Genomic DNA, 24,606 nt, shown 5'->3' with positions numbered 1-24,606 from the left:
CGGGCCAACGCGGTGATTCGCGGCATAAATTACAAGGGTGTAAAATACCTGCAGAAGGAGAAGTGCATGGACCCCAAACGCTTCCACGATCTGGACACCCCCGAACGAATTCTCTTAGGCCCCGGCCCCAGCGAGATGCCGGCCCGCGTATTGCAGGCGATGGCCATGCCGGTCATCGGCCACCTGGACCCGGCCTTTTTGCAGATCATGGATGATGTGCAGGAGCTGCTGCGCTTCGTCTTCCAAACCCAGAACCGCCTCACCATTCCGGTCTCCGGCACCGGCAGCGCCGGCATGGAGGCTGCACTCAGCAACCTGATCGAGCCCGGCGACCGCGTGCTGATCGGCATCATCGGCTATTTCGGTGAGCGAATGTTCAACATGGCCGGCCGCTATGGCGCCACAGTGGATCGCATTGAGGCTCCCTGGGGCCAGGTGCTGGACGTGGACGCGGTCAAGAAGCAGCTCAGCCAGCACAAGTACAAGCTGCTGGCCGTAGTGCACGGCGAAACTTCCAGCGGCGCACAACAGCCGCACATCAAAGAACTGGCTGCCGCAGCCCACGAGGCCGGCACCCTGTTTGTGCTCGACACGGTGGCTTCGTTGGGCGGCGTGCCGGTGCAGGTGGACGAGTGGGACGTGGACGCGGCCTTCAGCGGTTCGCAGAAGGCCATCTCCGCCTCGCCCGGCTTGGCGCCGCTCACTTTTGGCCCGCGCGCTGAGAAGGCCCTGGCCGACCGCAAGGTGGGCGTGGGCAACTGGTATCTCTCGCTGGACGAAGTGCACAAGTATTGGGGCAAGGAGCGCACCTACCATCACACCGCCCCCATCCAATTGAACTACGCCATGCGCGAAGCGCTGCGCATCGTGGCTGAAGAAGGCTTGGAGGCGCGATTCGCTCGCCACAAGCAGAACGCCGAGGACTTGTGGAAGGGTGTGGAAGACCTGGATATGGAGATGCTGGTGGCGCGTGAGCACCGCCTGCCCACCGTGACCGCCGTCAAAGTGCCCCCCACCGCCTCGCACGACCATGTGAAGAACCACCTGCTGGCGGATTACGGCATCGAGGTTGGCGCCGGCCTTGGCCCGCTGAAGGGCCAGATCTGGCGCATTGGCCTGATGGGCCACAGCAGCCGCCGGGAGTACGTCACCCTGGTGCTGGCCGCCATCCGCGAGATTTTGGCGAAGGCCAAGTAGCCGCATATCAATGTAAAAATACGCCGCAGCTGCGGCGCATTTTTTGTTAAGCCAAGCTGGCGCTCGTTCGCGTTTGTGGCGCGTGCCGCCCTTGCCTATACTGATGGCGTGAAGACCTCCCAGATCCAGCTGCCGGCCAGTGGCGATTGGCGCGCCGCCCTGGCGCGTATCCGCGGCGGGGCGCAGGGCCGCGTCATCCTGCTGTGGCCCGAGCGCGGCGAGCCGCGTGCGCCGCGGCTGGTGCTGCAGCTGGCCGCCCGCCGCTGCCTGCGCCTGCGCGTGCCGCTGGCGCTGGTCACCAGCAAGGCGGACATCCGCCTGCTAGCCGAGGAATTTGGCATCCCCACCTTTGCCAATGCGCGCATCGCCCGTAAGGAGAGCTGGGACCTGCCGCCCAAGGTCAGCATGCCCAAACCGGCCTTGACCATGGAAGGCATCTATTTACGCATCATGGCCGAGGAGCGCAGGGCAAAATTTACGGGGATGGAATAGCCCACAGATACATACAGATGTAAAAAGCGGTACATCAGAAGTCCATTCATCCGCAGTGTTATCTGCGCTCATCCGTGGATTCTCTGCTTGTATACTTAATCCATGCGGATTCTGGCCGTAGACCCCGGTGACAGGCGTATCGGCATCGCGCTGAGCGATGCCAGCGGCACCATCGCCAGCCCCTTACAAGTGCTGGCGCACGAGAGCCGCAGCGGCGATGCGGCCCACATCGCCGCCCTGGCGGCGCAGCACGCCGCCGAGCGCATCATCGTGGGCCAGGCCTTCGGTGAGGACGGCCAGCCCAACTACAGCGGGCGCAAAGCGGCCCGGTTGGCCGGCGCTCTGCGGGCGGCCACCAGCATCCCGGTGCAATTATGGGAAGAGAGCTACAGCACGCAGGAAGCGCTGGCGGCCCGCCGGGCGTTGGGTGCAGGTACGCACGACATTGACGCCAGCGCCGCGGCAGTAATCTTGCAAGACTATCTGGATAACCAAAAACAATCGATCAACGGGTAAAAAGATGCGTACCTTCATTGTCCTCGGTTTCGTAGCCCTCCTCGCTTTCCTGGCCTTCCTCGGCGGCAGCACCTTGCTGGCCCGCGCCGAAGATTTGTTCGGCCCGCCCGCGCCCAGCCTCACCACCTTCCAGCGCGTGCGCATTGGCCTGGAGCTAGGCTGGCGCGCCGAAGCCTTGCGCCGCCCCGTGGACCCGGCCGCCGCGCCGGTGCGCTTCACCATCCCACAGGGCGAAGCGACCAGCCAGATCGTCTCACGCCTGTGGCACGACGATCTGATCCATGAGGGCCAGCTGTTCAGCAACTATCTCTTTTACACCGGCAAAGACACCCAGCTGCAAGCGGGCACCTTTCAACTCAGCGCAGCGATGAGCTCGGTCGAGCTCGCCGATGCCCTGCTCGACCCCACGCCGGAGCACGTGACCCTGGTCATCCTGCCCGGCTGGCGGCTGGAGGAGATCGCCGCCAGCCTGCCCAGCGCCGGCGTGAATGTCTCGCCCGAAGAGTTCATTCGCCTGGCGACCTCCACGCCCAACGAGCTGGCGCTGTACGCGGAGATGCCGATCGGCTCCACGTTGGAGGGCTTCCTGCTGCCCGGCAGCTACGAGATCCCGCGCGAGGCGGACGGCATCGCCCTGCTGCTGACCCTGCTGCAAAGCGATGTGTTCTCGAACCAGATGACGCCTGAGTTGGTGGCCGGCTTCCAGGCGCAAAACCTCAGTATCTACGACGCGCTGATCCTGGCCTCCATCGTGGAGCGCGAATCGGTCATCAACTCGGAGATGGCGCTGATCGCTTCGGTGTTCCACAACCGGCTGGATATTGGCATGAAGCTGCAAGCCGACCCCACTGTGCAGTACGCCGTGGGTCTGGATGGCCGCGGCCAATGGTGGCCCAGCCCGCTGACGGGCGCGGATCTGCAAACAGACTCGCCCTACAACACGTACCTCTACGCGGGCCTGCCGCCCAGCCCCATCGCCGCCCCCAGCGGCGAGGCGCTGCAGGCGGTCGCCTTCCCCGCGGCTTCGCCCTATTACTATTTCCAGGCGGCTTGCGATGGCTCCGGAGCGCATCTGTTCGCGGTGACGTATGAGGAGCATGTGGCAAACAATTGCCATTAGGCCTCAGCGCTCTCTGCCCCTCTGTTACACTTAATCCATGAGCCTGCAAGAATCCCAAGACCTGCGCGTCTATAACGACATCATTGGCACCATGGGCCATACGCCGCTGGTGCGCCTGAACAAGGTCACCAAGGGCCTCAAAGCCCCGCTGTACGCCAAGGTGGAATTCTTCAACCCCGGCGGCTCGGTCAAAGACCGCATCGGCAAGAACATCATCGACGAGGCCGAAGCCAGCGGGCGGCTCAAGCCCGGCGGGACCATCGTGGAGGCCACCTCCGGCAATACCGGCGTGGGCCTGGCCATCGTGGCCGCCATCCGCGGCTACAAGTGCATCTTCGTCATGCCAGACAAGATGAGCCAGGAGAAGATCCAACTGCTGCGCGCCTTCGGCGCCAAAGTGGTAATCACCCCCACCGCCGTTGCTCCCGAAGACCCGCGCTCGTATTACAAGGTCGCCAACCGCCTGGCCGCCGAGACTCCCAACACCATCCTTGCCAACCAGTACTACAACCCTGAGAACCCGCGCAGCCACTACCTGACCACCGGACCGGAGATCTGGGAGCAGACCGGCGGCAAGGTGACCGATGTCATCATCTCGATGGGCACCGGCGGCACCATCAGCGGCGTCGGCAAATATTTGAAGGAAAAGAACCCCAATATTCGCATCATTGGTGTGGACCCGGTAGGCTCGATCCTCAAAGAGATCTGGGAGAACAAGGGCAAGATCCCGCCCGGCGTTGAGGCCATCACATACAAGGTTGAAGGCATCGGTGAAGATTTCCTGCCCGGCACCACTGATATGAGCGTGGTGGACGACATCATCCGCGTGACCGACAAAGAGTGCTTCATCCTCACCCGCCAGCTGGTGAGCCAGGAAGGCATCTTCGCCGGCGGCTCCTCCGGCGCCGCCGTCGCTGGGGCGCTCAAATATTTGCAAGACCTGCCGGCTGACCGCGTCGCAGTCGTGATCCTGCCCGACTCGGGCAACCGCTACCTCACCAAACTGTTCGACGACAAGTGGATGCGCGAGAATGGCTTCCTGGACTCCGAATGGAGCGAAGCCACCCTGCGCGAGGTGCTGGGCGGCAAGAGCATGAGCGAGCTCATCTCGGCCTCAGCCGAGGATCGCATTGCTGATGTGGTCAGCAAGATGAAGGAGTTCGGCATCTCGCAGTTGCCCGTGGTGGATGCCGACGGCCAGGTGAGCGGCATCGTACGCGAAGGCGACCTGCTGACCCACCTGCTGGAATCCAAGAACGGCCGCCCGGGCGAAGACAGCGTAGCCGCCCTGCTGCAGCCGGCGCCCAACAGCCTGCCCGCCAGCACCCTGCTGCCTGACGCCATGCAAGAGATCGTGCGCAACAACGCCGTACTGGTCAACGACGGCGGCCGTGTGGTCGGCATCCTCACCAAGATCGACGTACTCGACTTCATCAACGGATAACCCACCGGCTGATGGCCAACCTGCCCACGCTACGCATCGTCCCTTCGCCTGATCTCGTGCCACACGAGTGGCACGACGACCAGCGCAGCCTGCCGCTCATCGAGCGGCTGCGCGCCAGCGGCGTGCTACGCAACCCGCCCATGGTCACGCCGCTGCCGGATGGCAGCGGGCGTTACATGGTGCTGGATGGCGCCAACCGCACCAGCGCTCTCAACCACATGGGCATCCCCCACGCTCTGGTGCAGGTGGTGGAGGCGGACTACGAAGGGCTGGACCTGCACACCTGGAACCACGTATTGTGGGATTGGGATGGCGCCGAGTTTCTGCAGGCGCTAGGCCAACTGCCGGATGTGACCATGCAGGCTATTGACCCCACGGTCAAACGCCCACAGAGCCGCTGGCCCATCAAGACTCTGGTATGGGTGCAGACGCAGGATGGCAAGGCCCACATCGCCCGCAGCGTGCCGGGCGACCTGGCCAGCCGCACGCAGGCGCTTAACAGGATTGCCGAGTTGTATGCCAAAAAAGCGGCGGTGGACCGCACCACCGCCCAGCAAGTGCGCGAGCTGCACGGCAAGTATGACAACCTGACCGCCATCGTGGTCTATCCCCCCTTCAAAGTCAGCGAAGTGCTGGAACTGTGCGCCGCCGGCGTGCTGCTGCCCCCCGGCATCACCCGCTTCACTGTTTCGCCGCGCGCCCTGCGCGTCAATTACCCGCTGGAAGAGCTTTCGGCCAATAAGTCGCTGGAAGAAAAGAACGAGGCGCTGCAGCGCTGGGTCAACGAGCGCACGGCCCGCAAGGGCGTGCGCTACTACGCCGAGCCCACCGTGCTGTACGACGAGTGAGTCCATCGGCTGGCTCTTCATTCACACCGGACTGAATTTCCGCCAACTGGCAAACTCTTTACACTGAGCGCGTAAGGGCCGGTCTAAGACCGGCCCTTACATAGTCTGAGTTGAATTCAAGCTTGCAGGAGACTTCACTTCAAAGCTCCCACAGGTTGTTATTCACGTGTACGAAAGTCTTTCTATTCTTTCTTGGCTGCCTGAGCGAACATCAGACTGTAGCCGTCCAGGTCGCTGGCATTGAAAGCCCGCTCTCCCCAATCACGCGTCTCTATTTGCTTTGTAATCCTTGCGCCGCTGGACTGTGCCGCCTGGTAGAGCGCATCAATGTCGTGGTCTGCGCCCAGGTTGACGTAGAGCTGCACGCCGGTGCCGCGCTTATCCATATTCTCATCGGCTACGAATCCCGTAGTGACGCCAAGCAGGATTTCTGCATCCCCCAGCTTTACGCCGGCAAATTCGATCTCGCCTTTGTCGTTGGGCGGCATTTGCCAGGCCAATACAAAGCCCAGCTTCCTGGTGTAGTACTCAATGGCCGCAGCAACGTCCTTACATGCAAGAATTAGTGATAGCGGCATAGTCCCTCCTCATCTGCGTCTTCATCCTTTACCCATTCTCAGCCCGGCGTACCGCCCAAGGTCTTGTCGATCTCCAAACGGCGGCGAGCATCCTCGGCAACCAATTCGTCCCACTCGGTATTCTTGCCGCCCAGGAAAGCTTTCAAAAAGACTTGGATGTCGGCCACGCGATCCGCGAACTGCTCCAGCCCCTCGCGCTCGACCACGATCCGGGCAGCGTCCCGCAGGGTCAGGCCCGGCGAGTCTTCCTTGAATTCCTTGATCACTGCGGCCAGAAACTCTGTGAACTCGGCCGAGCTGGTTTCCAGCCCGCCGATGGGGTAGCCCATGCCTTCGGAGGCCGCGTTCATTGCATCCGGGCTCTTGTCGCGTTTGCCTTTCTTAGCCATTACAACCTCCTGCGCTAGGCCTTGGCCAGCGCTTGTTCCAGATCTGCAATCAGGTCGTCCACGTGCTCTACCCCTACCGAGAGGCGCACCAGCCCCGGGTCCACCGCCAGCGGCGAGTTGGCCACGGACAAGTGCGTCATCACCGCCGGCACCTCGATCAGCGACTCTACCCCGCCCAGCGACTCCGCCAGGGCGAACAGCCGCGTGCTCTCGGCCACACTGCGGGCGGCGGCTTCGCCGCCCTTCAGTTCAAACGAAAGCATGCCGCCGCCGTTGCGCATCTGTTTGCGCGCCAGCTCGTGCTGCGGGTGCGAAGCGTGAAACGGATAATAGATCTGGCTCACTTTGGGGTGCTTGACCAAGTATTCGGCAATCGCCGCGGCATTCTCGCCATGGCGGTCCATGCGCAGGTGCAGGGTCTTGATGCCGCGCAGCACTAGAAAGCTGTCCATCGGCCCAGGCACGGCCCCGGCCGCGTTCTGGGTGAACGCCAGCCGCTCTGCGAGCGCCGGGTCGTTCACCGCTACCAGGCCCAGCACCACGTCGGAGTGGCCGCCCAGGTACTTGGTGGCCGAATGGATCACGATGTCCGCCCCCAGGGCCAGCGGCTGTTGCAGGTACGGCGAGGCGAAGGTATTGTCCACCGCGAACAGCGGCTTGCTGGCTTGCGCCTTCAAGATGGCAGAAATGGCGGCAATATCGGCCAGGCCCAGGTACGGATTCGTTGGCGTCTCCAGCCACACCAGCTTGGTGTTGGCGCGCAAGCCAGCCTGCACGGCAGCCAGGTCATCCACGTCCACATAACTGAACTCGATGCCAAAGTCCTTGTACTCGCGCTCGAACAGGCGGAAGGTGCCGCCATACACATCGCTGCCCACCAGGATGTGGTCACCCGGTGAATATTGGCGGATGATCGTGTCTGTGGCGGCCAGACCGGAGGCAAAGGCCAAGCCGTGTTTGGCGCCTTCCAGCGCCGCAAAACAGTCCTGCAGCGCGGTGCGGGTGGGGTTGCCGCTGCGCGAGTATTCGTAGCCTTTGTGCACGCCTACTGCGTCCTGCACGAAGGTGCTGGTCTGGTAGATCGGCGTCATCACCGCGCCGGTGCTGGGGTCGGGCTGCTGACCGGCGTGAATGGCAAGGGTTTCAAATTTATCTGGCATTCTTGCTCCTGCCACGATTGTAATCCGTGGAACCCGACCGCTTTTGGCATCAATCCCTCTCATTCTCCTCTTCATTGACTGTTATCCCCAAAGGTTTTAGAGTCAAGGTAACCCCTCCCATAGGGGGAGGGTATCCGACAAAGGAGAAACGCTTCATGTACAGAATGGCCGTAATTTTGGTACTGGCTCTCCTCACCAGCGCCTGCGGCAGCCGCCCCACAGTTGCCCAGGTGGTGCCGATTGAGCTCACCGAATTCGCCATCGAGTCGCCCATCACGGTCTTCAAGGTGGGCACACCTTACCGTTTCATCATCACCAACCCCGGCGCCATCAACCATGAGTTTGTGCTGCTAGCCGAGGGTGAAGAGCATCACATGCAAGCCGAAGGCGAGCACGGCCACGATGACGCCGAAGGCGAGCATGGGCACGGCGAATCAGGCCACGACGCTGAGGACGTGGACGGGATGTTGCATGTCGGCGAAAGCCAGTTGACCCCCGGCGCGACTGTCATGATTGAGTACGCGTTCACGGAACCCGGCGAATACGAATTTGGCTGCTACCTGCCCGGCCACTATGCCGCCGGCATGTTCACTAAAGTCAGTGTAGTTCCTTAGTACAAGAGGCTGGGATGAGCGAGTACGACCAGCACGAGCGCCATCAGCACGCCGCGCACCACCCACAGCCCGACGCAGTCGGGCTGCACAGCGCAGCTGCGCACAGACCTGCTGGACACTCTGCTCACCATGCATCGGCCTCGCGCAGCGTAGCTGCGCACCATAGTGGCCACGAGCAGATGTTCCGCACGCGCTTCTTCGTGTCGCTCGTGCTCACCATCCCAGTCATCCTCTACAGCGAAATGACCCAGCACTGGCTGGGCATTTCGCCGCCATCATTCCCCGGCTCGCAATTCATCGCACCGCTGTTCGCCGCCGTTATCTTCTTCTACGGCGGTCTACCCTTCCTGCAAATGGCCGTGCCAGAGCTGCGGGCGCGCCAGCCGGGCATGATGATGCTCATCAGCCTGGCCATCTCCGTATCCTTCCTCTATAGCACAGCTGCTTTCGTATTCAATCTCGGCGAGGGTTTCTACTGGGAATTGGCAACCCTGATAGACATCATGCTGCTCGGCCACTGGCTGGAGATGCGCAGCGTACGCCGCGCCTCCAGCAGCCTCGACGAGCTTGCCAAGCTGCTTCCAGACCAGGCCGAGCGCATCGGCGCCGACGGCCGCATCGAAACCGTGCCGGCCGCCGCCTTGGCCGCCGGCGACTTGTTCCTCGTGCGCCCAGGCGCGAGCATCCCCGCCGATGGTGAGGTGGTCGAAGGCAATTCGCAAGTCAACGAATCGATGCTGAGCGGCGAATCCCGCCCGGTATCCAAAGCGCCGGGCGACGCGGTGATTGCCGGCGCCATCAATGGCGAGGGGAGCCTGCGCGTGCGCGTCACCGCTGTGGGCGGCGCCACCGCCCTGGCTGGCATCATGCGCCTGGTACAGCAGGCCCAGCTCAGCAAATCGCGCACCCAGATCCTGGCAGACCGTGCTGCCGGCTGGCTGTTCACCATTGCCCTGGTCGCCGCCGCGCTCACCGCGCTGGCCTGGGGGCTGGCCCGCGGGCTGGATCTGTTCGTGCTCGAGCGCGTGGTGACTGTACTCATCATCGCCTGCCCGCACGCCCTCGGTCTCGCCGTTCCACTGGTGGTTGCCATCAGCACCGCTCAGGCCGCCTCCCACGGCCTGCTGGTGAAAGACCGCCTGGCACTGGAGGAAGCACGCCTGGTGGATACAGTCGTTTTCGACAAGACCGGCACGCTCACTCAGGGAGAGATGGGTGTGGTGGCTTTGCGCGCCCTGCAGGGCTACAGCGAGGACCAGGTGCTGAGCCTGGCCGCGGGGCTGGAGGGTGATTCCGAGCACAGCCTGGCCCGCGCCATCCGCGCCTCCGCTGCCGAACGCGGTCTGGCCGCGCCGGCGGTGGAAGACTTCCAGGCCCTAAAGGGCTTGGGCGTGCAGGCCACCGTTGCCGGGCAGCCCTACCATCTCGGCGGCCCACGCTTGCTGCAGCAGCTCGACGCCAGCCTGCCGCCGGAGCTGGCCGCCTTCGCCGAGGATTCCGGGCGCAAGGGCCAGAGCGCCATCTACCTGCTGGCCGGCACACAGCCCATTGCCGTCTTCGCCATTGCGGATGCGCTGCGTCCACAAAGCAAATTAGTCATTGATAGCCTGCGCCAGCTCGGCATCCGCGCGGCCATGCTCACCGGTGACAGCGAGCCGGTGGCGGCCGCGGTCGCCGCCGAGCTGGGCATCACTGAATTCTTTGCCGAGGTGCTGCCCGCCGACAAGGAAAAGAAAATTGCCGCGCTGCAAGCCCAAGGGCGCAAGGTGGCCATGGTGGGTGACGGCGTCAACGATGCGCCCGCTCTCGCCCGCGCCGATGTGGGCATCGCCATCGGCAGCGGCACAGACGTAGCCGTAGAGTCTGCTGGCATCATCCTGGTGGATAATGACCCGCAGGACGTACTCAAGGTTTTTCGCCTCAGCCGCGCCAGTTACGCCAAGATGGTACAGAACCTGCTATGGGCCACCGGCTACAACGTCATTGCCATTCCGCTGGCCGCCGGGGTGCTTGCTAGCCGGGGCATCCTGCTTTCGCCCGCGTTGGGCGCAGTGCTCATGTCTGCCAGCACCATCATCGTGGCGCTAAACGCCCAACTGCTGCGCCGAGCCAGGCTGTAACACTGGCAGCTCCAGTAGCCAATAACTAATAACCAATACCAAGTTCCCAATTTCCCACCGTCTTCCCAACGCTATAATCCCTAGCATGTCTGACATCTTCTTCACCGAAGCCGGCGAAGCCCCCGTGCCGCCTAACGAGGTTCGCATCCGCGAGCTGGAAGCCCAGCCGCGGCCAGATGGCCAGCGCATCCAGGTGCGCATTGATATCACGCCCTTTCAGCGCCGCCCCAATGTCGAAGCCCTCATCACCAACGAGGCCGGGCAGCCGCTGGCCACCGTCAGCGTGGTCGAGGCGATCGACCCGATCATGGAATTCGTGATGCACTTGCGCCAACCGCGCACACCCGGGCGCTACACTCTCAAGGCCCGCGTCTTCTACGCCGATATTGAAGCCCAGCAAACCGAGAACCCACTCGAGGCCAGCTCGGGCGACCTGCTGAGCAAGGCCAAGCAGATCATCCACGAGCACGCTGTTGATTTCATCATTCCCGAAGCGTAGTACGCCAACCCGTTTCTTGCTTTAATACACACATTCCCATGCTCTCAGACCCCGTCACTCCATCCCTGCGCCGCACGCTGGGGTACTGGCTGCGCCTCATCGCCGCCGGCGTGCTGCTCGGCATCGTCCTGCTCTATATCCTCGCCAACGGCTCGCTGGGTTCGGCCGGCACGCCACAAGCCGTCACCAGCACGCCCACAACCGCGCTGCTGGCCGCGCAGGAGCCCACGGCCCTGCCCACCCACACCGTCATGCCCACTCCCCAGGCCACCCCATTGGTGATGGGCGCGGGCCGCTCGTTGGATGGCCTGCGCGTGCTCAGCCTTAGCGAATACGGCTACGCGCGCCTCTTCAGCCACCAGCTCATCGGCCAATCGCTCACTCGCCTCACCTACGGCCAGTGGGATGATGTCTCGCCTGCCTTCTCGTCCCAGTCCGGCTTGCTGGCCTTCGCCTCCAACCGCAACGGCAACTGGGACCTTTACGTGCTAGAGCTGGCTACTGGCATTACCAGCCAGCTCACCCACGACAGCGCCTACGATGGCTCACCCAGCTGGTCAGACAATGGTTGGCTGGCCTACACTCACGATCACAACAACGATCTTGAAATTGCCATCCGTCCGCTGGATGGCTCGGTGGAGCCGCTGTACGTAAGCCTCTCGCCAGCCCGCGATCATTCGCCCGCCTGGCGCCCGCACGCCCAGCAGCTTGCCTTCGTCTCAGACCGCGGCGGCGCACCCGCCATCTGGCTGCTGTATCTGGAGCAGGAGGGCGCCACCCGCTTTGCCCAGTTGGCGCCCGAGCGCGGCGTGCAGGCTTCGCCGGCCTGGTCGCCAGATGGCCGCTGGCTGGCCTGGGCCGAGCAGGACCCCGCCGGTATGTGGAACATCTACGTCAGCGACATGCTCAACCCGCCTCGCTACATCGGCAGCGGCCAGGCGCCGCAGTGGAGCCCGGCCGGTGATGTACTCCTGGCCAAAACCCACACCGAAACGGAGCACTACCTGACTGCCTACACGCTGGATGGCGAGTTGGCCTTGGCGCCTCAAGCCTTGCCCGGCCGCGTGCACGGCGCGGCCTGGACTGCCGGCGAATGGCCCAGCCCGCCGGCCGGCCTGCTGCAAGCGGCCGCCGCGGCCCAGCCTGAGGCCGCTTGGGCACAGCTGGCCGAAAGTTATCAGGTCGTGCCGCTCAGCAATGTCTTTTCACCCAACCCGTCGCTCAGTTCGGCCGCCGCCGCCCCTTTTGAAGCGCTGCGTCAGCGCACCGCGCAACTCCTGGGCTGGGACGCTCTCTCCAGCCTTGAAAATTCGCTGGTGCCGCTAAGCACACCCTTGCCCCCCGGCCAGTACGACAGTTGGCTGCTCACCGGCCGAGCCTTTGCCTTGCGCAGCGGCCTGCTGAACGCGGGCTGGCTGGCTGCCGTGCGCGAAGACATTGGCGGGCAGACCTACTGGCGCATTTATCTGCGCACCGCCGCCCCCGACAGCGGGATGGGCCAGCCGCTCACGCAAAACCCCTGGGATTTTGCAGCGCGTTATTCTGGCGTAGAAAGCAGCTACCAGGCGGGTGGGCAGCTGGCGGACGAAGTGCCTGCCGGCTATTGGATCGATTTCACCGCGCTGGCCGCAGACTATGGCTTTGAGCGTCTGCCCGCCCAGGCCAATTGGCGCAGCTTCTTCCCATCCACACTGTTCAATCAATTTGTGTTGCGTGACGGGCTAAGCTGGCAGGACGCCATGCTTCAACTGTATAGCGCCGAAGTGATCAGCGCCCCCCGGCCATGAGCTTCAAGCGCCTTCGCCTGCTGGCAGCACTTTCATTCTTAGCTCTTGCCGGCTGCACCGCTGCGCCGACCACGGCCAGCCCCGCCGCAACCAGCACCCACACGCCGCTGCCCACGCTCACACAAGTGCTGCCGCCCAGCGATACACCGCCACCAACCAGCACCCTGCCCCTTCTGGAATGGCCCACCTATGCCGCTCCAACCCTGGCGCCATTCCCGCTCGGCGCCGCAGACCTGGCACCCACCCAGCCGGCAGTGCAAGGTTTCCCCGCCATCCAGGCGCCGGTGGCCCTCAGCCCCTACGATCACTTTTATTTCAGCTTCCCTGTCGCCAACGCCCACCTTGGCCTCTATTCCCCTAGCCAGCGCTACGGTGTGCGGCAGGAGGCGGGCACCAACCGCCGCGAACCGCATGTGGGCTTGGATGTTGGTCTGGATGCTGGCACCCCGGTGCGCGCCGCGGGCGACGGCACCATTGTGTGGGCCAGCTACGGCCAAACCTACAACTCGCCCTATTTTCTGGATGATCCCTACGGCATCTCCATCGTCATCCGTCATGATTTCGGCTACAACGGCGACCGCCTGTGGACCGTGTACGCTCACCTGAGCAGTGTCAGCGTGGAGATGGGCCAGCGGGTGCAGCAGGGAGAGCTTATTGGCCTTTCGGGCAACACCGGCCTCTCCACCGGCCCGCATCTGCACTTCGAGGTGCGCACCGGCACCAACACCACCAACTTCACCTACAACCCGGAGCTATGGCTAGCCCCGCCTGAAGGCTATGGCGTGCTGGTTGGCCGCGTCGCCAATGAGCGCAACCAGCTACTGCTCAACTGGCTTACCGAGGTGCGCTCGCTGGACACAGGCGAGTTGTGGACCAATTACACCTACTTCACCGGCTTCCGCCTGCGCTCAGACCCCTATTACAAAGAGAACCTGGTGCTCACCAACCTGCCCGCCGGGCGGTACGAGGTGGCCGTCCCGCTTTATTCCATCTGGTGGCGCACCGAGATCGAGATCAAGCCCGGCGCCGTGACCTATTTTCATTTCATGGGGCGGGACGGCTACAGTTTTGAGCTACCCACCGACCCACCTCTGGTAGGCGTGCCAGATTAGTGCCTCGCCCCTGTTTTTCTGCCCTTCCCAAACCCTTGCCACCATGCTAAACTTGCGTACGCCACGCGCGGGAGAACGCTCTCGAAAACCCGAGGGCGTTTTTGTGTGTAAGGGTAAATTTTCGCCATACAGGTGATGGAATGGATGTACTCATCACGGGCTCAGTAGCCTACGATTACCTCATGACTTTCCCAGGGCTCTTCAAAGAGCACCTGCTGGCAGAGCACCTCGAAAAGATCAGCCTCTCATTTCTTGTAGATAAGTTAGACCGCCGCCGCGGCGGTATCGCCCCCAACATCGCCTACACCATGGCGCTGCTTGGCGGCAAGCCGCGCGTCATGGCCGCCGTCGGCGAAGACTTTGCCGAATACCGCGCCTTCCTAAAGGATCACGGCGTAGACACGACCAATATGGAAGTGATCGAGGGCCTCTACACCGCCTCCTACTTCGCCACTACGGATAAGTCCAACGCCCAGGTCGCCAGCTTCTACCCTGGCGCCATGGCCCGCGCCAGCGAGCTTTCGCTGAAAGCCGTCAAAGGCGGCACGCCTGAACTGGTCATCATTTCGCCCAACGACCCCGGCGCCATGCAGCAGTATGTCGCTGAATGCAAAGAGCTCGACATCCCCTATGTCTACGACCCCAGCCAGCAGATCGTGCGCTTTGATGGCGAAATCCTGCGCACCGGCGTCGAGACCGCCCATGCCATGTTCATGAACGAATACGAATTCGAACTGGTCAAAGACAAGACAGGCATGGATGACAAGGCCATCCTTTCCCACCTGGATTACATGGTCGTCACCCTCGGCCCCAAGGGCGCCAACATCCACACCAAGGATGGCATCACCTGGGTTGAAGCCGTACCCACCGACACGATTGTGGATCCCACCGGCGGCGGCGATGCTTTCCGCGCCGGCTTCCTCACAGGCTACCGCTTGGGCCTCGACTGGGAAACCAGTGGCCGCCTCGGCTCCCTGGCGGCCACCTACTGCCTCGAGCAGGCTGGCCCGCAAACTCACCACTTCTCAACCACCGATTTCGTCACCCGCTATCGCGAGCACTATGACGACGGCGGCAAGCTGCAAGCACTACTGGCATAATTGCGCCTATATAAAAGGAATGGAGTTCTAGTACATGGAAAATTTTGACATCAAAGACGCCGGCCAAGCCGAAGGCGGCCGTCGTCGCATCCAGTGGGCCGAGCGTGAAATGCCCGTCCTGCGCACCATCCACGAGCGTTTCGCCAAAGAGCGCCCGCTCAAGGGTCTGCGCCTGGCGGCCTGCTTGCACGTAACCGCTGAGACCGCCAACCTGATGCGCACGCTGCAGGCCGGCGGCGCCGAGGTGCTGCTCACCGCGTCCAACCCCCTCTCCACCCAGGATGATGTAGCCGCCTCCCTCGTCACCCACGACGAGATCCCCGTCTTCGCCATCAAGGGCGAGGACAACGCCACCTACTACAAGCATCTTCACGTGGCCCTCGACTTCAAGCCCCACATGACCATGGATGACGGCGCAGACCTCGTCAGCGAGCTGCACAAGAACCGCCGTGACCTGCTTGAGACCATCATCGGCGGCACCGAAGAGACCACCACCGGCGTTATCCGCCTCAAGGCCATGGCCGCCGACGGCAAGCTGGAGTTCCCCGTCATCGCCGTCAACGACGCCATGACCAAGCACTTCTTCGACAATCGCTACGGCACCGGCCAATCCACCGTGGATGGCATTGTGCGCGCCACCAACATCCTGCTGGCCGGCAAGACCTTTGTCGTCGCCGGCTACGGCTGGTGTGGCCGCGGCCTGGCTGACCGCGCCCGTGGCATGGGCGCCAACGTCATCGTCACCGAGATCAACCCCATGGCCGCCCTAGAAGCCGTCATGGATGGTTTCCGCGTCATGCCCATGGTTGACGCCGCCAAGGTTGGCGACATCTTCGTCACCGTGACTGGCGACATCAACGTGCTGGACAAGCACCACTTCGAAGTCATGAAGGATGGCGCTATCGTCGCCAACTCCGGCCACTTCAATGTGGAGATCAACATCCCCGCCCTGGCCCAGATGTCCGAAGAGAAGCGCTTGGTGCGCCCCTTCGTGGAGGCCTACTACACCAAGGACGGCCGCACCATCCACATCCTGGGCGATGGCCGCCTGATCAACCTGGCCTCTGCTGAGGGTCACCCCGCCAGCGTGATGGACATGTCGTTCGCCAACCAGGCCCTGGCCGCCGAGTACATGGCCAAGAACGCCTCCACCCTGGAGAACAAGGTCTACTCCGTCCCCGAGGATATTGACCGCGAGATCGCCCGCATCAAGCTGGATGCGATGGGCGTCAAGATCGACAAGCTCACCCCCGAGCAGGAAAAATACCTGAACTCATGGGAAGAGGGCACCATCTAGGAAACAAAAAGACCGGCTTTCGCCGGTCTTTTTTTTATCTAGCCATGCACGCGTAGCAGCTTGCCGCCGCTGATGCGCACCAGCGCATCCGGCGGCAGCGGGAACACCGCGTGCGGGGTGCCGGCGGCCGCCCACACCTCGGCGTACTGCAGCAGGTCCTCGTCAATATAGGTGTGCGCCGGGTGGCTGTAACCGAAGGGCGGCACGCCGCCGATGGCGTAGCCGGTCAGGTTGCGCACGAAGTCGGCGTCAGCCTTGCCAAGGGTGGCGCCGGTGGCCTGGGCCACCAGGGCCTCGTCTACCCGGTTGCAGCCGCTGGTCAGGATGATGACAGCCTCATCTTCCGCAGAGCGGAAGATGAGCGATTTGACGATCTGGCCCAGCTGGCAGCCGATGGCGGCAGCCGCATCAGCTGCGGTGCGGGTGGTGATCTCGAACTCGACCACTTGGCCGGGCAGGCCGTGGTGGCGAATAGTGTCCTGGAATGCGATGGCGGTGGCGTTGGTTGGGGCGCGCATTCGTTACTCCGAAACGGTGATGTCTACATAGAAGCCCACGCCGAAGGGGTTGCCGGCAAAGTCGTGCGCCTTCCACAGGCTGCGGTAGCTGCCCGGCTCGCTGGGAGCGGTAAATTGAATAGTGAGCACCACGCTTTCGCCGGGCTGGGCGGGCGGCAGCGGGTGGCGGGGCACCGCCCCCAGCCCGATGCTGCCCGCCTGCAGCTCGACGGTGTAGCCCACGATCCAGGCGCAGGTGCCGTCGTTGCGCAGCTCCCAGCTCTTTTCAACGGGGGCGCCGGGGGCGAAACGAGTGCCATCGGGCACGGTGATATCGCGCAGGAAGACGAGATTGTTCTCGCATTCCGGGGTGGCAGTGGCGGGCATCGCCGTGGGCGTCTCGAGTACGATGGCTTGCGAGTTGCCGACGACGGTGGGTGCGATGAAGTAGCCCTGGTCAGCGGGGAGTACGCTCCTACTGCATCCAGCCAGAAAACATACGGCGATCAGCAGCCAAAACACGTTGCGGATCGCCGTATATTTATTTATGACGGGAGTTTTGGCGTGCGTAGCACGCCAGAAACTCCAAGCGAAAGACGCTTTTTGTCTTTCGCTACGCTTCAACGGCCTCGAGTTCTGCTTCGGCGGGTTCAAAGGCGAGGCTTTCGTCTGGCTCGGCATAGGCGCTGGGTTCTTGGGTGAGCACTTTCTCGCGGATCTGCTGTTCGATGACGTCGGCTACTTCGGGGTGATCTCGCAGGTAATCCTTGGCCGTTTCGCGGCCCTGGCCCAGGCGGTCGTCACCGTAGTTGTAGAAGGAGCCGCGCTTGGCGACGATCTCGTAGTTGACCGCTAAGTCGAGCAGGTCTCCGCTCTTGGAGATGCCTTCATTATACATAATGTCAAATTCGGCGACCTGGAAGGGTGCGGCAACCTTGTTCTTGACGACGCGCACACGCGTGCGGTTGCCGACGACATCCTGCCCGGTCTTGATGGACTGGATGCGGCGCACATCCATACGCACGGAGGCGTAGAACTTGAGGGCCATGCCGCCGGTGGTGGTTTCGGGGTTGCCGAACATGACGCCGATCTTCTGGCGCAGCTGGTTGGTGAAGACGACGGCGGTATTGGTCTGCTTGATGACGCCGGACATCTTGCGCAAGGCCTGCGACATGAGGCGGGCCTGCATGCCCATGGTGGCGTCGCCCATGTCGCCCTCGATCTCAGAGCGGGGGACCAGGGCGGCGACCGAGTCGATCACGACGAGGTCAATGGCGCCGGAGCGCACGAGGGCTTCGGCGATCTCGAGGGCTTGCTCGCCGGTGTCAGGCTGGGCGACGAGCAGCTTCTCGATGTCCACGCCGCATTTGGCGGCATAGTTGGGATCGAGGGCGTGCTCCATGTCAATGAAGGCGGCGGTGCCGCCGCGCTTCTGCACCTCGGCGACGATGTGCTGGCAGAGGGTGGTCTTGCCGGAGGATTCGGGGCCGTAGATCTCGGTGACGCGGCCGCGGGGGATGCCGCCGACGCCGAGGGCGATATCGAGCGAGAGGGAGCTGGTGGGGATGGCTTCGACGGCCATGCCGTGGGCTTCGCCGAGGCGCATGATGCTGCCCTCGCCGTAGCGTTTGGTGATCTCACCCAGGGTCTTTTGGAGGACCTTGATCTTTTCGTCGTTGTGTTCTTTTTGAGCGGCCATTGTGTCTCCTAGAAAGTCTGTTCTATTTCCGCTTATATTATAGAACAAGCGTTCCTTTGTCAAGGCTTTGCAGGGGCCAAAATACGGCGAGATTGTGCCCTAGCCAAAAGCGGCAAGTGCAAGTATCATCTTGCGGCGCAATCGCCCCTTTCAGCGATCGTGCATTTGTCCAGGCTATTGGTGCGCTCCGCGGCAAACTGGTAGCTGAGTACAAAAATGTAAAGGAAACAGGATGAAGGAATCGAAGGTAAAACGCTCTCGGGCGCTGGGCATCCCCCTGACCCCGAAGGCCATCAAAGTCATGGAGCGCCGGCCGAACCCGCCCGGCCAGCACGGCAGCCAGAACCAGTGGCGCCGCAGCTCTGACTATAAGCTGCAACTGCTGCAGAAGCAGCGCCTGCGCCACCAGTACAACATTCGTGAAGCGCAGATGCGCGGCTACATGGAGAAGGCTTCGCGCTCCAAGGGCCGCACGCCTGAAATGCTGATCACGCTGCTGGAATCTCGCCTGGATGCGCTGGTGCTGCGCTCTGGCTTCGCCCGCACGATCTATGCGGCCCGCCAGTTCGTCTCGCACCGTCACATCACGGTGAACGGGGAGCGCATCAACATTCCGTCGTACTCGGTGAAGCCGGGCGACGTGATCGCCGTGCACGAGAAGAGCCGCCAGATCCCGGCGTTCACTGAGGCGCTGGAGAGCATTGGCAACATTCCGCCGTATCTGGACGTGGACAAAAAGAACATGGCGGCGAAGTATGTGCGCCTGCCCGAGCTGCAGGAAGTGCCGATCATTTGTGAAGTGAACCAGGTGGTTGAGTACTACTCCCGCTAGTCTGGACATTGCAGAACCCAAAACGGCCCGCCCCTGGCGGGCCGTTTTTGTTGGCGTGCGCAGTATCCCCAACAGTGGTGTTGCGTTGCTCGGCTTTGCCGAGCAGCAACACCAAATGTGCGGGTTGCGTGGGCTATGCCCACGCGGCCCGCGCACTATAATGACGGGCATGGATGCGAATACATTGCAGACCCTGGCCACCGCACTGACTGTTTGGGGGGCTACCTTCCTGCTGGCCCTGTGGGCGAGCCTGGTGTACTGGACCCACCGGGACGCGGCCGCCAGGCTGCGGGAGCCGAGCCGCCGGCTGCTGGCGGTGCTGCTTTCGGTGATCTTGTTCATTCCGGGGGTGCTCATCTACATCCTGCTGCGCCCGCAGCGCACGCTGGAGGAAGAGTACTTGCTGACCTTGGAGGAAGAGGCGCTGCTACGAGCGATCGAGGAGAGCGAGAGAAAGCACGGTACGTAGCTGCTGACGCAGCTACTAATGGCGTTTGTGCGCAGCCGCTGACGCTTCTGCGCTTACAAACGCCAGGCTTGAATGGCGACCCTGTCAAGTTGAGATGAGAATGACCTGCTGGCGGGAGTGTGCTTTGGTCATTCTCATCAAGGTGGTTTGATGCGCATGGCGCGCTGGGACGAGAAGTTTTAATAATCATCATTAGTGACCCCCTCTTTTTAGCTCCAAGTTAAACATTTGCCGCCAAAAAATGATCTGTAGGACGGCTAAGCTACAGGAAATGTACTTAATGTATTAATTGTTTACATGTTTTAACTTCGCCCCCCACCCCAACTTGACAAGATACGCAGTGGCTTACGCACGCAAACAGCCCGCCGGGAGCCCGCGAACCAGGCAGCTACGCAGCGGCTGGCGCCGCTGCTAATGGAGTTTGCTGCGCAAACTCCTGCAGGCTTATAGCAGGGAATGTGAGCTGGCGGGCAGATTGGGGCGCGGTGTCAAGGGGGACAACAGAAATTAATAAATGGAAAGCGGGAAGTAATAGACTAAGTAAATCAATCGCTAGCTATCATCTCCAGGTAATCTAAATCGTCTTTACCCTCGATTAGAAGATTCTCCAAGGCCTCCTTCCAGTTTGAATGGTAAGCGTTTGAACTATCGCGTAGAGTACCAACGGTATTCTTGATACGTCCGTACAAAGATTCCGCATGTGCGAGTTTATTAATTGCATACTTTGCTGCTTCTGATACACCTCCCAGCCTGGAAATAGTTTCAATTTCTCGACAAATAGAGGCAACTAAGTGTCTATCAGCCTGCCCTTTTTTCCAAACTGCATCCAAGTTTTCAAGTGAAGGCGAGTATTCCGTCGATGTAAGAGCTTCAGCGCGCAGCTTAGCATTCATCCGTACAATTTCGTTTGGATAAACTAGTGTGCCCCAAAGGTTACTTGAGAACAACCTCCTGAGAGGTTTTTTGGGGCCTTTTCGTGGCGCCGAAAGTATCTGCCACCTTTCGTTTGAAAACTGCCATAGATTATGACTATGGCCAATTGCAGCTGCAGTTGCGCCGAATCCATAAGAGAGCAGTGACATGGGGCCAGCAAATGCATGCATGACAGGCTTCCCTGTCATTGCAAGCTTAAGACCTGCTCGACAAAGCATTTTTACCTTCTCAGAAGAAGCGGGAATTCTCCTTTCGCCAAACTCAATTGAGAAATACCATCCATCCCCACTCAAAGAGGTCACATCAGACAGTATCCTCTCGACCGCAGAAAAGCTATCCAAAGATGATCTGTCAACAGTCACGGTAACAAAGGTAGGAAGTCCCATTGAATCACCGACTGCTTTTGCGGCGGAAAAAAGTTTTGCGTTAACGTCGACAATCTCATTCCTGCCAGCCTGATATTTCATTGCCGGAGCAATGACACCAGTTACAGAGAGCTGTCTCAGGTTTTCTTCCAAGGCTTTAGACAAACCAGACAAACCAATCCTGGACAAATTTGCCATGTTAGATAAAGTTACACGGAATTCCTTTTCCGGATATGTGTCGAAATTCTTGTGACGAAAACTTGAATTGTAAAATTGATGATCAACAAGGACATCGGCGTTCAACTCTTTAAAAGTAGTTGAATATTCCTTGGCACTATTAAAAGGCAAGTCCTTTTCGCTAATTACAACGCCAACTCCAATACCGTTCTGCAAATGCTCACGCGCAATTGTTTGACCTTGATTACCGAGCTGATGCCACGGACCCCTCTTCATAAATTCTTACCTGCCTTTTAAAATAATTCTTGCTGCTAAATTGGCATTACTTGGCCTGTTTACTCGTTCCTTGGCCAGCAATCTGGATACCAACAAAGTAATATTGTTAGGAAGAGTCAAAAATGCCGGATTTTTAAGAAATTCATCTGAACGGAGAGCTGCCTCTCTAAGGTCGCTCATTGACATATCAGCTTTCCAATAAGGATGGACACCAGTTAGAGCTTCATACAACAACAACCCCGTCGCATACAAGTCAGTTCTATGGTCAATATCATACTTGGTACCCACAAACTGTTCAGGAGCAAAATACTTTGGTGTACCAAAACCAGCTCCCTCTTCGGTTCTTGTCAGGTCAGTCAAGTTCAAGTGTCGAGCAAGACCGAAATCAATAATTACAGGGGAAGTATTTTCTCTTACTCGTATGTTTGAAGGTTTCAAGTCCCTATGAACTATACCTTCGTGGTAGAGTGCGGCCAGGCCGCGAAAAAGTTCGGCAAAGAATTTAGTAGCCCTGTTGGCATCCCATATATGTTCTTGCCCCAAGAGATCGGTTAGATCGTTTCCCTTTATATACTCTTCAATCATATAATTAAGAGTAACTCCTGACTTGATAGTTAGGGCATACTCTCTAAAACGAACAATATTGGGGTGATCTAACTTCTGAAGAGCAATCAACTCTCTTTGAAGCCTCTCGGCCTGATAGTCTGGAGAAATGATTTTTAGGCAGAGCTCTAGGCCTTCGGAGTCGCGAACCAGGAACGCTGCCTTTTGTTGACTTGGCGTCAAGGGAGCAACAAATTCGAGATCTGGAAAAAAATTCCTAGCACGTTCAATCGGAAAAAGGAAGGCCATTTTTAGCCACCGTTAGTGGCAATTGTTGAAGCCAGCGAATAGTAATAAGACCACAAAGAAGGATACTTCGATACCGCATTTTTTACAAAGCATGAATCTGCGCCTTGAGCCACGCCAATTAAACCAATCCCTTTTTGGTTGAATGCACTCTCATTACTTATTCTTTTTGCTAAATCTAGTGGCACTGCCACATAAGAATAGTGAGCAAACAGAGTGTTATTCATGGCCTGAGCAACTGCTATCCGCCATTTCGAAATTTTAGCCTCAATCGTAATAATTCTAGGCAAAATATCTCTCCAAGCTTTATCAAGATGATAGGCCTGTTTTTTCTTTCGTATAACTTTTGCATCAATCAGTTTGTCAATACTTAATCGCAAATGACGCGTTTCAATAAGCGTCCTCTTTTGTATAGTCTCAAATCGCGCTGAACTAACTCTATGTAAGTACGCAAGAATAAACTCTGCCCCTGCAACCTCTTCTTGAAGCCAAGTTAATTCGGGCCGATAGGAGACTATGACGATATCAGGGAAGGAACCCCCAATATTAAAAGCTCCCCCCATCCACTGCTTATATTTGCGCTCTGGAAAGGCATCCTGCAACTCATCAAGCAGGTTATCTTCGAGTCTAGATTCTGCCCCCCCTCTCCTCACAGAGTAATAAGTTATGGTCATTTTATGTATCTTCTCCTAACTAGAATTTGTTTCATATCTGTATGGCCGGACCCCGGGTACTCGTCAGTGGAGCCTAGCTCCTCTCGATGCGCAAGATCTTTAGGCTTCACTAGCATTACACGCGCACTAGGCGGCTAGACCCTACCGCCCAATCGCCGCCCAGCCCGCGTACTCGGCGGCAGAGCCCAGCTCCTCCTCGATGCGCAGGAGCTGATTGAACTTGGCGGTGCGGTCGGCGCGGGCGGGGGCGCCGGTTTTGATCTGGCCGAAGCGGTACGCTACGGCCAGATCGGCGATGGTGCTGTCTTCGGTCTCGCCGGAGCGGTGCGAGCACACGGTGCCCCAGCCGGCGGCTTGGCACAGGCGCACGGCTTCCACCGTCTCGCTCAGCGAGCCGATTTGATTGACCTTTGCCAACAGGGCATTGGCCGCCTTCTCGGCGATGGCGCGCTCGATCAGCTTGGGATTGGTGACCACCAGGTCGTCGCCCACCAGCTGCACCTTGCTGCCGATGGCGGCGGTGAGCGCTTTCCATCCGGCCCAGTCTTCCTGCGCCATGCCGTCTTCGATGGAGACGATGGGGTACTGCGCGGCCCAGTCGGACCAGAAGGCCACCATCTCGTCGCTGCTAAGGCGACGGTTCTCTTTGCGTAGGAAATAGTCTTGCTTGGCGTCGTCGAACAGCTCGCTGGTGGCCGGGTCAAGGGCGATGCTGATCTGGTCGCCCGCGGTGTAGCCGGCCTTCTCGATGGCCAGCAGCACCAGCTCGATGGCTTCGACGTTGCTCTTGAGGGCCGGGGCGAAGCCGCCCTCGTCGCCCACCAGGGTGCTGTAGCCCTGCGCCTTGAGGATGGCGCGCAGGCTGTGATAGACCTCGACGCCCCAGCGCAGGCCTTCGCTGAAGCTGGGCGCGCCGAAGGGCATCACCATAAATTCCTGGAAGTCGGTCGATTCCCAGCCGGTGTGAGCGCCGCCGTTGAGGATGTTGAGCATCGGGACGGGCAGCAGCGTGGCCTCGGGGCCGCCGAGGTAACGGTACAGCGGCTGGCCGCTGCTTACAGCGGCGGCTTTGGCCGCAGCCAGGCTGACACCGAGGATGGCGTTGGCGCCGAGCTTGGCTTTGTTGGGCGTGCCGTCGAGGGCGAACATGGCCGCATCAAGGGCGGCCTGGTCGGCCGCGTCATGGCCGGCCAGGGCGGCGGCGATAAGGCCGTTGACGTTGGCGACGGCCTGGGTGACGGATTTGCCGAGGTAGCGCGACTTGTCTCCATCACGCAGCTCGAGCGCCTCGTGGATGCCGGTGGAGGCGCCGGAGGGGACTGCGGCGCGGCCGAGGCTGCCGTCTGCAAGGCGGACATCGACTTCGACGGTAGGGTTGCCGCGCGAGTCGAGGATTTGGCGTGCGTGGATGGAGGCGATGTTGATATTGGACATAGGGAGATTGTAATTCAAGGATGAAGGCGAAAGGATGAAGGATGAGGGGAAAGACAAAACAAGGTGAGAAGTAAGAATGCAGAAGTTAGAAGTGATACCAACACCAGACCGCGTGTGCATCCTGAGCC

The 24,606-nt window shown here is 60.5% G+C and carries 25 protein-coding genes; 15 read left to right on the top strand and 10 right to left on the bottom strand.

Annotation, left to right across the window (positions count from 1 at the left end):
- Positions 1 to 66: 66 nt before the first annotated feature.
- The 6 genes from KIT08_08940 (at position 67) to KIT08_08915 (ending at position 5,617) form a co-directional block, all read left to right on the top strand.
- Positions 67 to 1,197 (top strand): alanine--glyoxylate aminotransferase family protein, encoded by a 1,131-nt coding sequence (locus KIT08_08940; GenBank protein UYN89213.1) that lies wholly within the window; start codon positions 67 to 69, stop codon positions 1,195 to 1,197.
- Positions 1,198 to 1,305: 108 nt separating this feature from the next.
- Entirely contained in the window at positions 1,306 to 1,689 is a 384-nt protein-coding gene (locus KIT08_08935; protein UYN89212.1) for a hypothetical protein, read from the top strand.
- 102 nt (positions 1,690 to 1,791) lie between these two features.
- Complete coding sequence (ruvX, locus tag KIT08_08930) at positions 1,792 to 2,205, top strand: Holliday junction resolvase RuvX (GenBank protein ID UYN89211.1); 414 nt, start codon at positions 1,792 to 1,794, stop codon at positions 2,203 to 2,205.
- Positions 2,206 to 2,209: 4 nt separating this feature from the next.
- Positions 2,210 to 3,325, top strand: a complete 1,116-nt coding sequence (gene mltG / locus KIT08_08925; protein ID UYN89210.1) for an endolytic transglycosylase MltG — start codon at positions 2,210 to 2,212, stop codon at positions 3,323 to 3,325.
- A 37-nt stretch (positions 3,326 to 3,362) separates the two neighbouring features.
- Positions 3,363 to 4,769, top strand: coding sequence for a cystathionine beta-synthase (locus tag KIT08_08920; protein ID UYN89209.1), 1,407 nt, complete (start codon positions 3,363 to 3,365; stop codon positions 4,767 to 4,769).
- A gap of 11 nt (positions 4,770 to 4,780) precedes the next feature.
- Entirely contained in the window at positions 4,781 to 5,617 is an 837-nt protein-coding gene (locus tag KIT08_08915) for a hypothetical protein (protein UYN89208.1), read from the top strand.
- 182 nt (positions 5,618 to 5,799) lie between these two features.
- On the opposite strand, the gene KIT08_08910 is transcribed toward KIT08_08915, so the two are convergent.
- From KIT08_08910 to KIT08_08900, 3 genes are read right to left on the bottom strand one after another with little or no spacing between them, the layout of a single operon-like run.
- Complete coding sequence (locus KIT08_08910) at positions 5,800 to 6,195, bottom strand: VOC family protein (GenBank protein UYN89207.1); 396 nt, start codon at positions 6,193 to 6,195, stop codon at positions 5,800 to 5,802.
- A 38-nt stretch (positions 6,196 to 6,233) separates the two neighbouring features.
- On the bottom strand, positions 6,234 to 6,584 hold the full coding sequence (locus KIT08_08905; protein UYN89206.1) for a hypothetical protein: 351 nt from the start codon (positions 6,582 to 6,584) through the stop codon (positions 6,234 to 6,236).
- Positions 6,585 to 6,598: 14 nt separating this feature from the next.
- The gene (locus KIT08_08900) at positions 6,599 to 7,744 is read right to left on the bottom strand and encodes a cystathionine gamma-synthase (protein ID UYN89205.1); all 1,146 of its coding nucleotides are present in this window, start codon (positions 7,742 to 7,744) and stop codon (positions 6,599 to 6,601) included.
- A 155-nt stretch (positions 7,745 to 7,899) separates the two neighbouring features.
- On the opposite strand from KIT08_08900, the gene KIT08_08895 reads away from it, so the two are divergent.
- From KIT08_08895 to ahcY, 7 genes are all read left to right on the top strand, one after another.
- The gene (locus tag KIT08_08895) at positions 7,900 to 8,358 is read left to right on the top strand and encodes a hypothetical protein (GenBank protein ID UYN89204.1); all 459 of its coding nucleotides are present in this window, start codon (positions 7,900 to 7,902) and stop codon (positions 8,356 to 8,358) included.
- Positions 8,359 to 8,372: 14 nt separating this feature from the next.
- Positions 8,373 to 10,478, top strand: coding sequence for a heavy metal translocating P-type ATPase (locus tag KIT08_08890; GenBank protein UYN89203.1), 2,106 nt, complete (start codon positions 8,373 to 8,375; stop codon positions 10,476 to 10,478).
- Between the two features lie 85 nt (positions 10,479 to 10,563).
- On the top strand, positions 10,564 to 10,977 hold the full coding sequence (locus KIT08_08885; protein UYN89202.1) for a hypothetical protein: 414 nt from the start codon (positions 10,564 to 10,566) through the stop codon (positions 10,975 to 10,977).
- Positions 10,978 to 11,015: 38 nt separating this feature from the next.
- A complete protein-coding gene (locus tag KIT08_08880; GenBank protein ID UYN89201.1) occupies positions 11,016 to 12,764 on the top strand; it encodes a PD40 domain-containing protein in 1,749 nt (582 codons plus the stop codon).
- Positions 12,761 to 13,876 carry a M23 family metallopeptidase gene (locus KIT08_08875; protein ID UYN89200.1) on the top strand — a complete coding sequence of 372 codons (1,116 nt, stop codon included), beginning with the start codon at positions 12,761 to 12,763 and terminating at the stop codon, positions 13,874 to 13,876. The genes KIT08_08880 and KIT08_08875 overlap by 4 nt, the downstream gene beginning before the upstream one ends.
- Before the next feature lie 140 nt (positions 13,877 to 14,016).
- Positions 14,017 to 14,976 (top strand): carbohydrate kinase family protein, encoded by a 960-nt coding sequence (locus KIT08_08870; protein UYN89199.1) that lies wholly within the window; start codon positions 14,017 to 14,019, stop codon positions 14,974 to 14,976.
- A 34-nt stretch (positions 14,977 to 15,010) separates the two neighbouring features.
- The gene (gene ahcY, locus KIT08_08865) at positions 15,011 to 16,273 is read left to right on the top strand and encodes an adenosylhomocysteinase (GenBank protein UYN89198.1); all 1,263 of its coding nucleotides are present in this window, start codon (positions 15,011 to 15,013) and stop codon (positions 16,271 to 16,273) included.
- Between the two features lie 38 nt (positions 16,274 to 16,311).
- Here ahcY and KIT08_08860 read toward each other — a convergent pair whose 3' ends face one another.
- The 3 genes from KIT08_08860 to recA all read right to left on the bottom strand — a co-directional run bounded on the left by KIT08_08860 (position 16,312) and on the right by recA (position 18,469).
- Positions 16,312 to 16,791, bottom strand: coding sequence for a YbaK/EbsC family protein (locus KIT08_08860; protein ID UYN89197.1), 480 nt, complete (start codon positions 16,789 to 16,791; stop codon positions 16,312 to 16,314).
- Positions 16,792 to 16,794: 3 nt separating this feature from the next.
- The gene (locus tag KIT08_08855) at positions 16,795 to 17,292 is read right to left on the bottom strand and encodes a hypothetical protein (protein ID UYN89196.1); all 498 of its coding nucleotides are present in this window, start codon (positions 17,290 to 17,292) and stop codon (positions 16,795 to 16,797) included.
- A 91-nt stretch (positions 17,293 to 17,383) separates the two neighbouring features.
- Positions 17,384 to 18,469 (bottom strand): recombinase RecA, encoded by a 1,086-nt coding sequence (gene recA / locus KIT08_08850; GenBank protein ID UYN89195.1) that lies wholly within the window; start codon positions 18,467 to 18,469, stop codon positions 17,384 to 17,386.
- A 232-nt stretch (positions 18,470 to 18,701) separates the two neighbouring features.
- Here recA and rpsD point away from each other — a divergent pair, with 232 nt between their 5' ends.
- Both rpsD and KIT08_08840 read left to right on the top strand, forming a co-directional pair.
- Entirely contained in the window at positions 18,702 to 19,301 is a 600-nt protein-coding gene (gene rpsD, locus KIT08_08845) for a 30S ribosomal protein S4 (protein UYN89194.1), read from the top strand.
- A gap of 169 nt (positions 19,302 to 19,470) precedes the next feature.
- On the top strand, positions 19,471 to 19,770 hold the full coding sequence (locus KIT08_08840) for a hypothetical protein (protein ID UYN89193.1): 300 nt from the start codon (positions 19,471 to 19,473) through the stop codon (positions 19,768 to 19,770).
- 545 nt (positions 19,771 to 20,315) lie between these two features.
- Here the strand turns inward: KIT08_08840 and KIT08_08835 are convergent.
- The 4 genes from KIT08_08835 to eno form a co-directional block, all read right to left on the bottom strand.
- Positions 20,316 to 21,521 carry a hypothetical protein gene (locus KIT08_08835; GenBank protein UYN89192.1) on the bottom strand — a complete coding sequence of 402 codons (1,206 nt, stop codon included), beginning with the start codon at positions 21,519 to 21,521 and terminating at the stop codon, positions 20,316 to 20,318.
- A 6-nt stretch (positions 21,522 to 21,527) separates the two neighbouring features.
- Positions 21,528 to 22,373, bottom strand: a complete 846-nt coding sequence (locus KIT08_08830) for a serine/threonine protein kinase (GenBank protein ID UYN89191.1) — start codon at positions 22,371 to 22,373, stop codon at positions 21,528 to 21,530.
- A 2-nt stretch (positions 22,374 to 22,375) separates the two neighbouring features.
- Positions 22,376 to 23,044: a hypothetical protein gene (locus tag KIT08_08825; protein ID UYN89190.1), complete on the bottom strand. Its 669-nt coding sequence runs from the start codon at positions 23,042 to 23,044 to the stop codon at positions 22,376 to 22,378.
- A gap of 141 nt (positions 23,045 to 23,185) precedes the next feature.
- Positions 23,186 to 24,478 carry a phosphopyruvate hydratase gene (gene eno / locus KIT08_08820; GenBank protein ID UYN89189.1) on the bottom strand — a complete coding sequence of 431 codons (1,293 nt, stop codon included), beginning with the start codon at positions 24,476 to 24,478 and terminating at the stop codon, positions 23,186 to 23,188.
- Between the last annotated feature and the right edge of the window lie 128 nt (positions 24,479 to 24,606).

Source organism: Anaerolineales bacterium (genome assembly GCA_025808555.1).
In the GTDB taxonomy this organism is placed as follows: Bacteria; Chloroflexota; Anaerolineae; order Anaerolineales; family UBA11579; genus JAMCZK01.
This window is presented reverse-complemented; position numbering and strand designations above follow the sequence as displayed.

Excerpts from the sequence above, each read along its gene's own strand:
- KIT08_08915 (UYN89208.1), top strand. The coding sequence starts at position 4,781 with ATGGCCAACCTGCCCACGCTACGCATCGTCCCTTCGCCTGATCTCGTG.
- KIT08_08875 (UYN89200.1), top strand. The coding sequence starts at position 12,761 with ATGAGCTTCAAGCGCCTTCGCCTGCTGGCAGCACTTTCATTCTTAGCT.
- KIT08_08885 (UYN89202.1), top strand. The coding sequence starts at position 10,564 with ATGTCTGACATCTTCTTCACCGAAGCCGGCGAAGCCCCCGTGCCGCCT.
- KIT08_08825 (UYN89190.1), bottom strand. The coding sequence starts at position 23,044 with ATGACCATAACTTATTACTCTGTGAGGAGAGGGGGGGCAGAATCTAGA.
- KIT08_08900 (UYN89205.1), bottom strand. The coding sequence starts at position 7,744 with ATGCCAGATAAATTTGAAACCCTTGCCATTCACGCCGGTCAGCAGCCC.
- KIT08_08895 (UYN89204.1), top strand. The coding sequence starts at position 7,900 with ATGTACAGAATGGCCGTAATTTTGGTACTGGCTCTCCTCACCAGCGCC.
- KIT08_08890 (UYN89203.1), top strand. The coding sequence starts at position 8,373 with ATGAGCGAGTACGACCAGCACGAGCGCCATCAGCACGCCGCGCACCAC.
- KIT08_08840 (UYN89193.1), top strand. The coding sequence starts at position 19,471 with ATGGATGCGAATACATTGCAGACCCTGGCCACCGCACTGACTGTTTGG.
- KIT08_08940 (UYN89213.1), top strand. The coding sequence starts at position 67 with ATGGACCCCAAACGCTTCCACGATCTGGACACCCCCGAACGAATTCTC.
- KIT08_08880 (UYN89201.1), top strand. The coding sequence starts at position 11,016 with ATGCTCTCAGACCCCGTCACTCCATCCCTGCGCCGCACGCTGGGGTAC.
- rpsD (UYN89194.1), top strand. The coding sequence starts at position 18,702 with ATGAAGGAATCGAAGGTAAAACGCTCTCGGGCGCTGGGCATCCCCCTG.
- KIT08_08835 (UYN89192.1), bottom strand. The coding sequence starts at position 21,521 with ATGAAGAGGGGTCCGTGGCATCAGCTCGGTAATCAAGGTCAAACAATT.
- KIT08_08905 (UYN89206.1), bottom strand. The coding sequence starts at position 6,584 with ATGGCTAAGAAAGGCAAACGCGACAAGAGCCCGGATGCAATGAACGCG.
- ahcY (UYN89198.1), top strand. The coding sequence starts at position 15,011 with ATGGAAAATTTTGACATCAAAGACGCCGGCCAAGCCGAAGGCGGCCGT.
- KIT08_08920 (UYN89209.1), top strand. The coding sequence starts at position 3,363 with ATGAGCCTGCAAGAATCCCAAGACCTGCGCGTCTATAACGACATCATT.
- mltG (UYN89210.1), top strand. The coding sequence starts at position 2,210 with ATGCGTACCTTCATTGTCCTCGGTTTCGTAGCCCTCCTCGCTTTCCTG.
- KIT08_08860 (UYN89197.1), bottom strand. The coding sequence starts at position 16,791 with ATGCGCGCCCCAACCAACGCCACCGCCATCGCATTCCAGGACACTATT.
- eno (UYN89189.1), bottom strand. The coding sequence starts at position 24,478 with ATGTCCAATATCAACATCGCCTCCATCCACGCACGCCAAATCCTCGAC.
- KIT08_08830 (UYN89191.1), bottom strand. The coding sequence starts at position 22,373 with ATGGCCTTCCTTTTTCCGATTGAACGTGCTAGGAATTTTTTTCCAGAT.
- recA (UYN89195.1), bottom strand. The coding sequence starts at position 18,469 with ATGGCCGCTCAAAAAGAACACAACGACGAAAAGATCAAGGTCCTCCAA.
- KIT08_08910 (UYN89207.1), bottom strand. The coding sequence starts at position 6,195 with ATGCCGCTATCACTAATTCTTGCATGTAAGGACGTTGCTGCGGCCATT.
- KIT08_08870 (UYN89199.1), top strand. The coding sequence starts at position 14,017 with ATGGATGTACTCATCACGGGCTCAGTAGCCTACGATTACCTCATGACT.
- ruvX (UYN89211.1), top strand. The coding sequence starts at position 1,792 with ATGCGGATTCTGGCCGTAGACCCCGGTGACAGGCGTATCGGCATCGCG.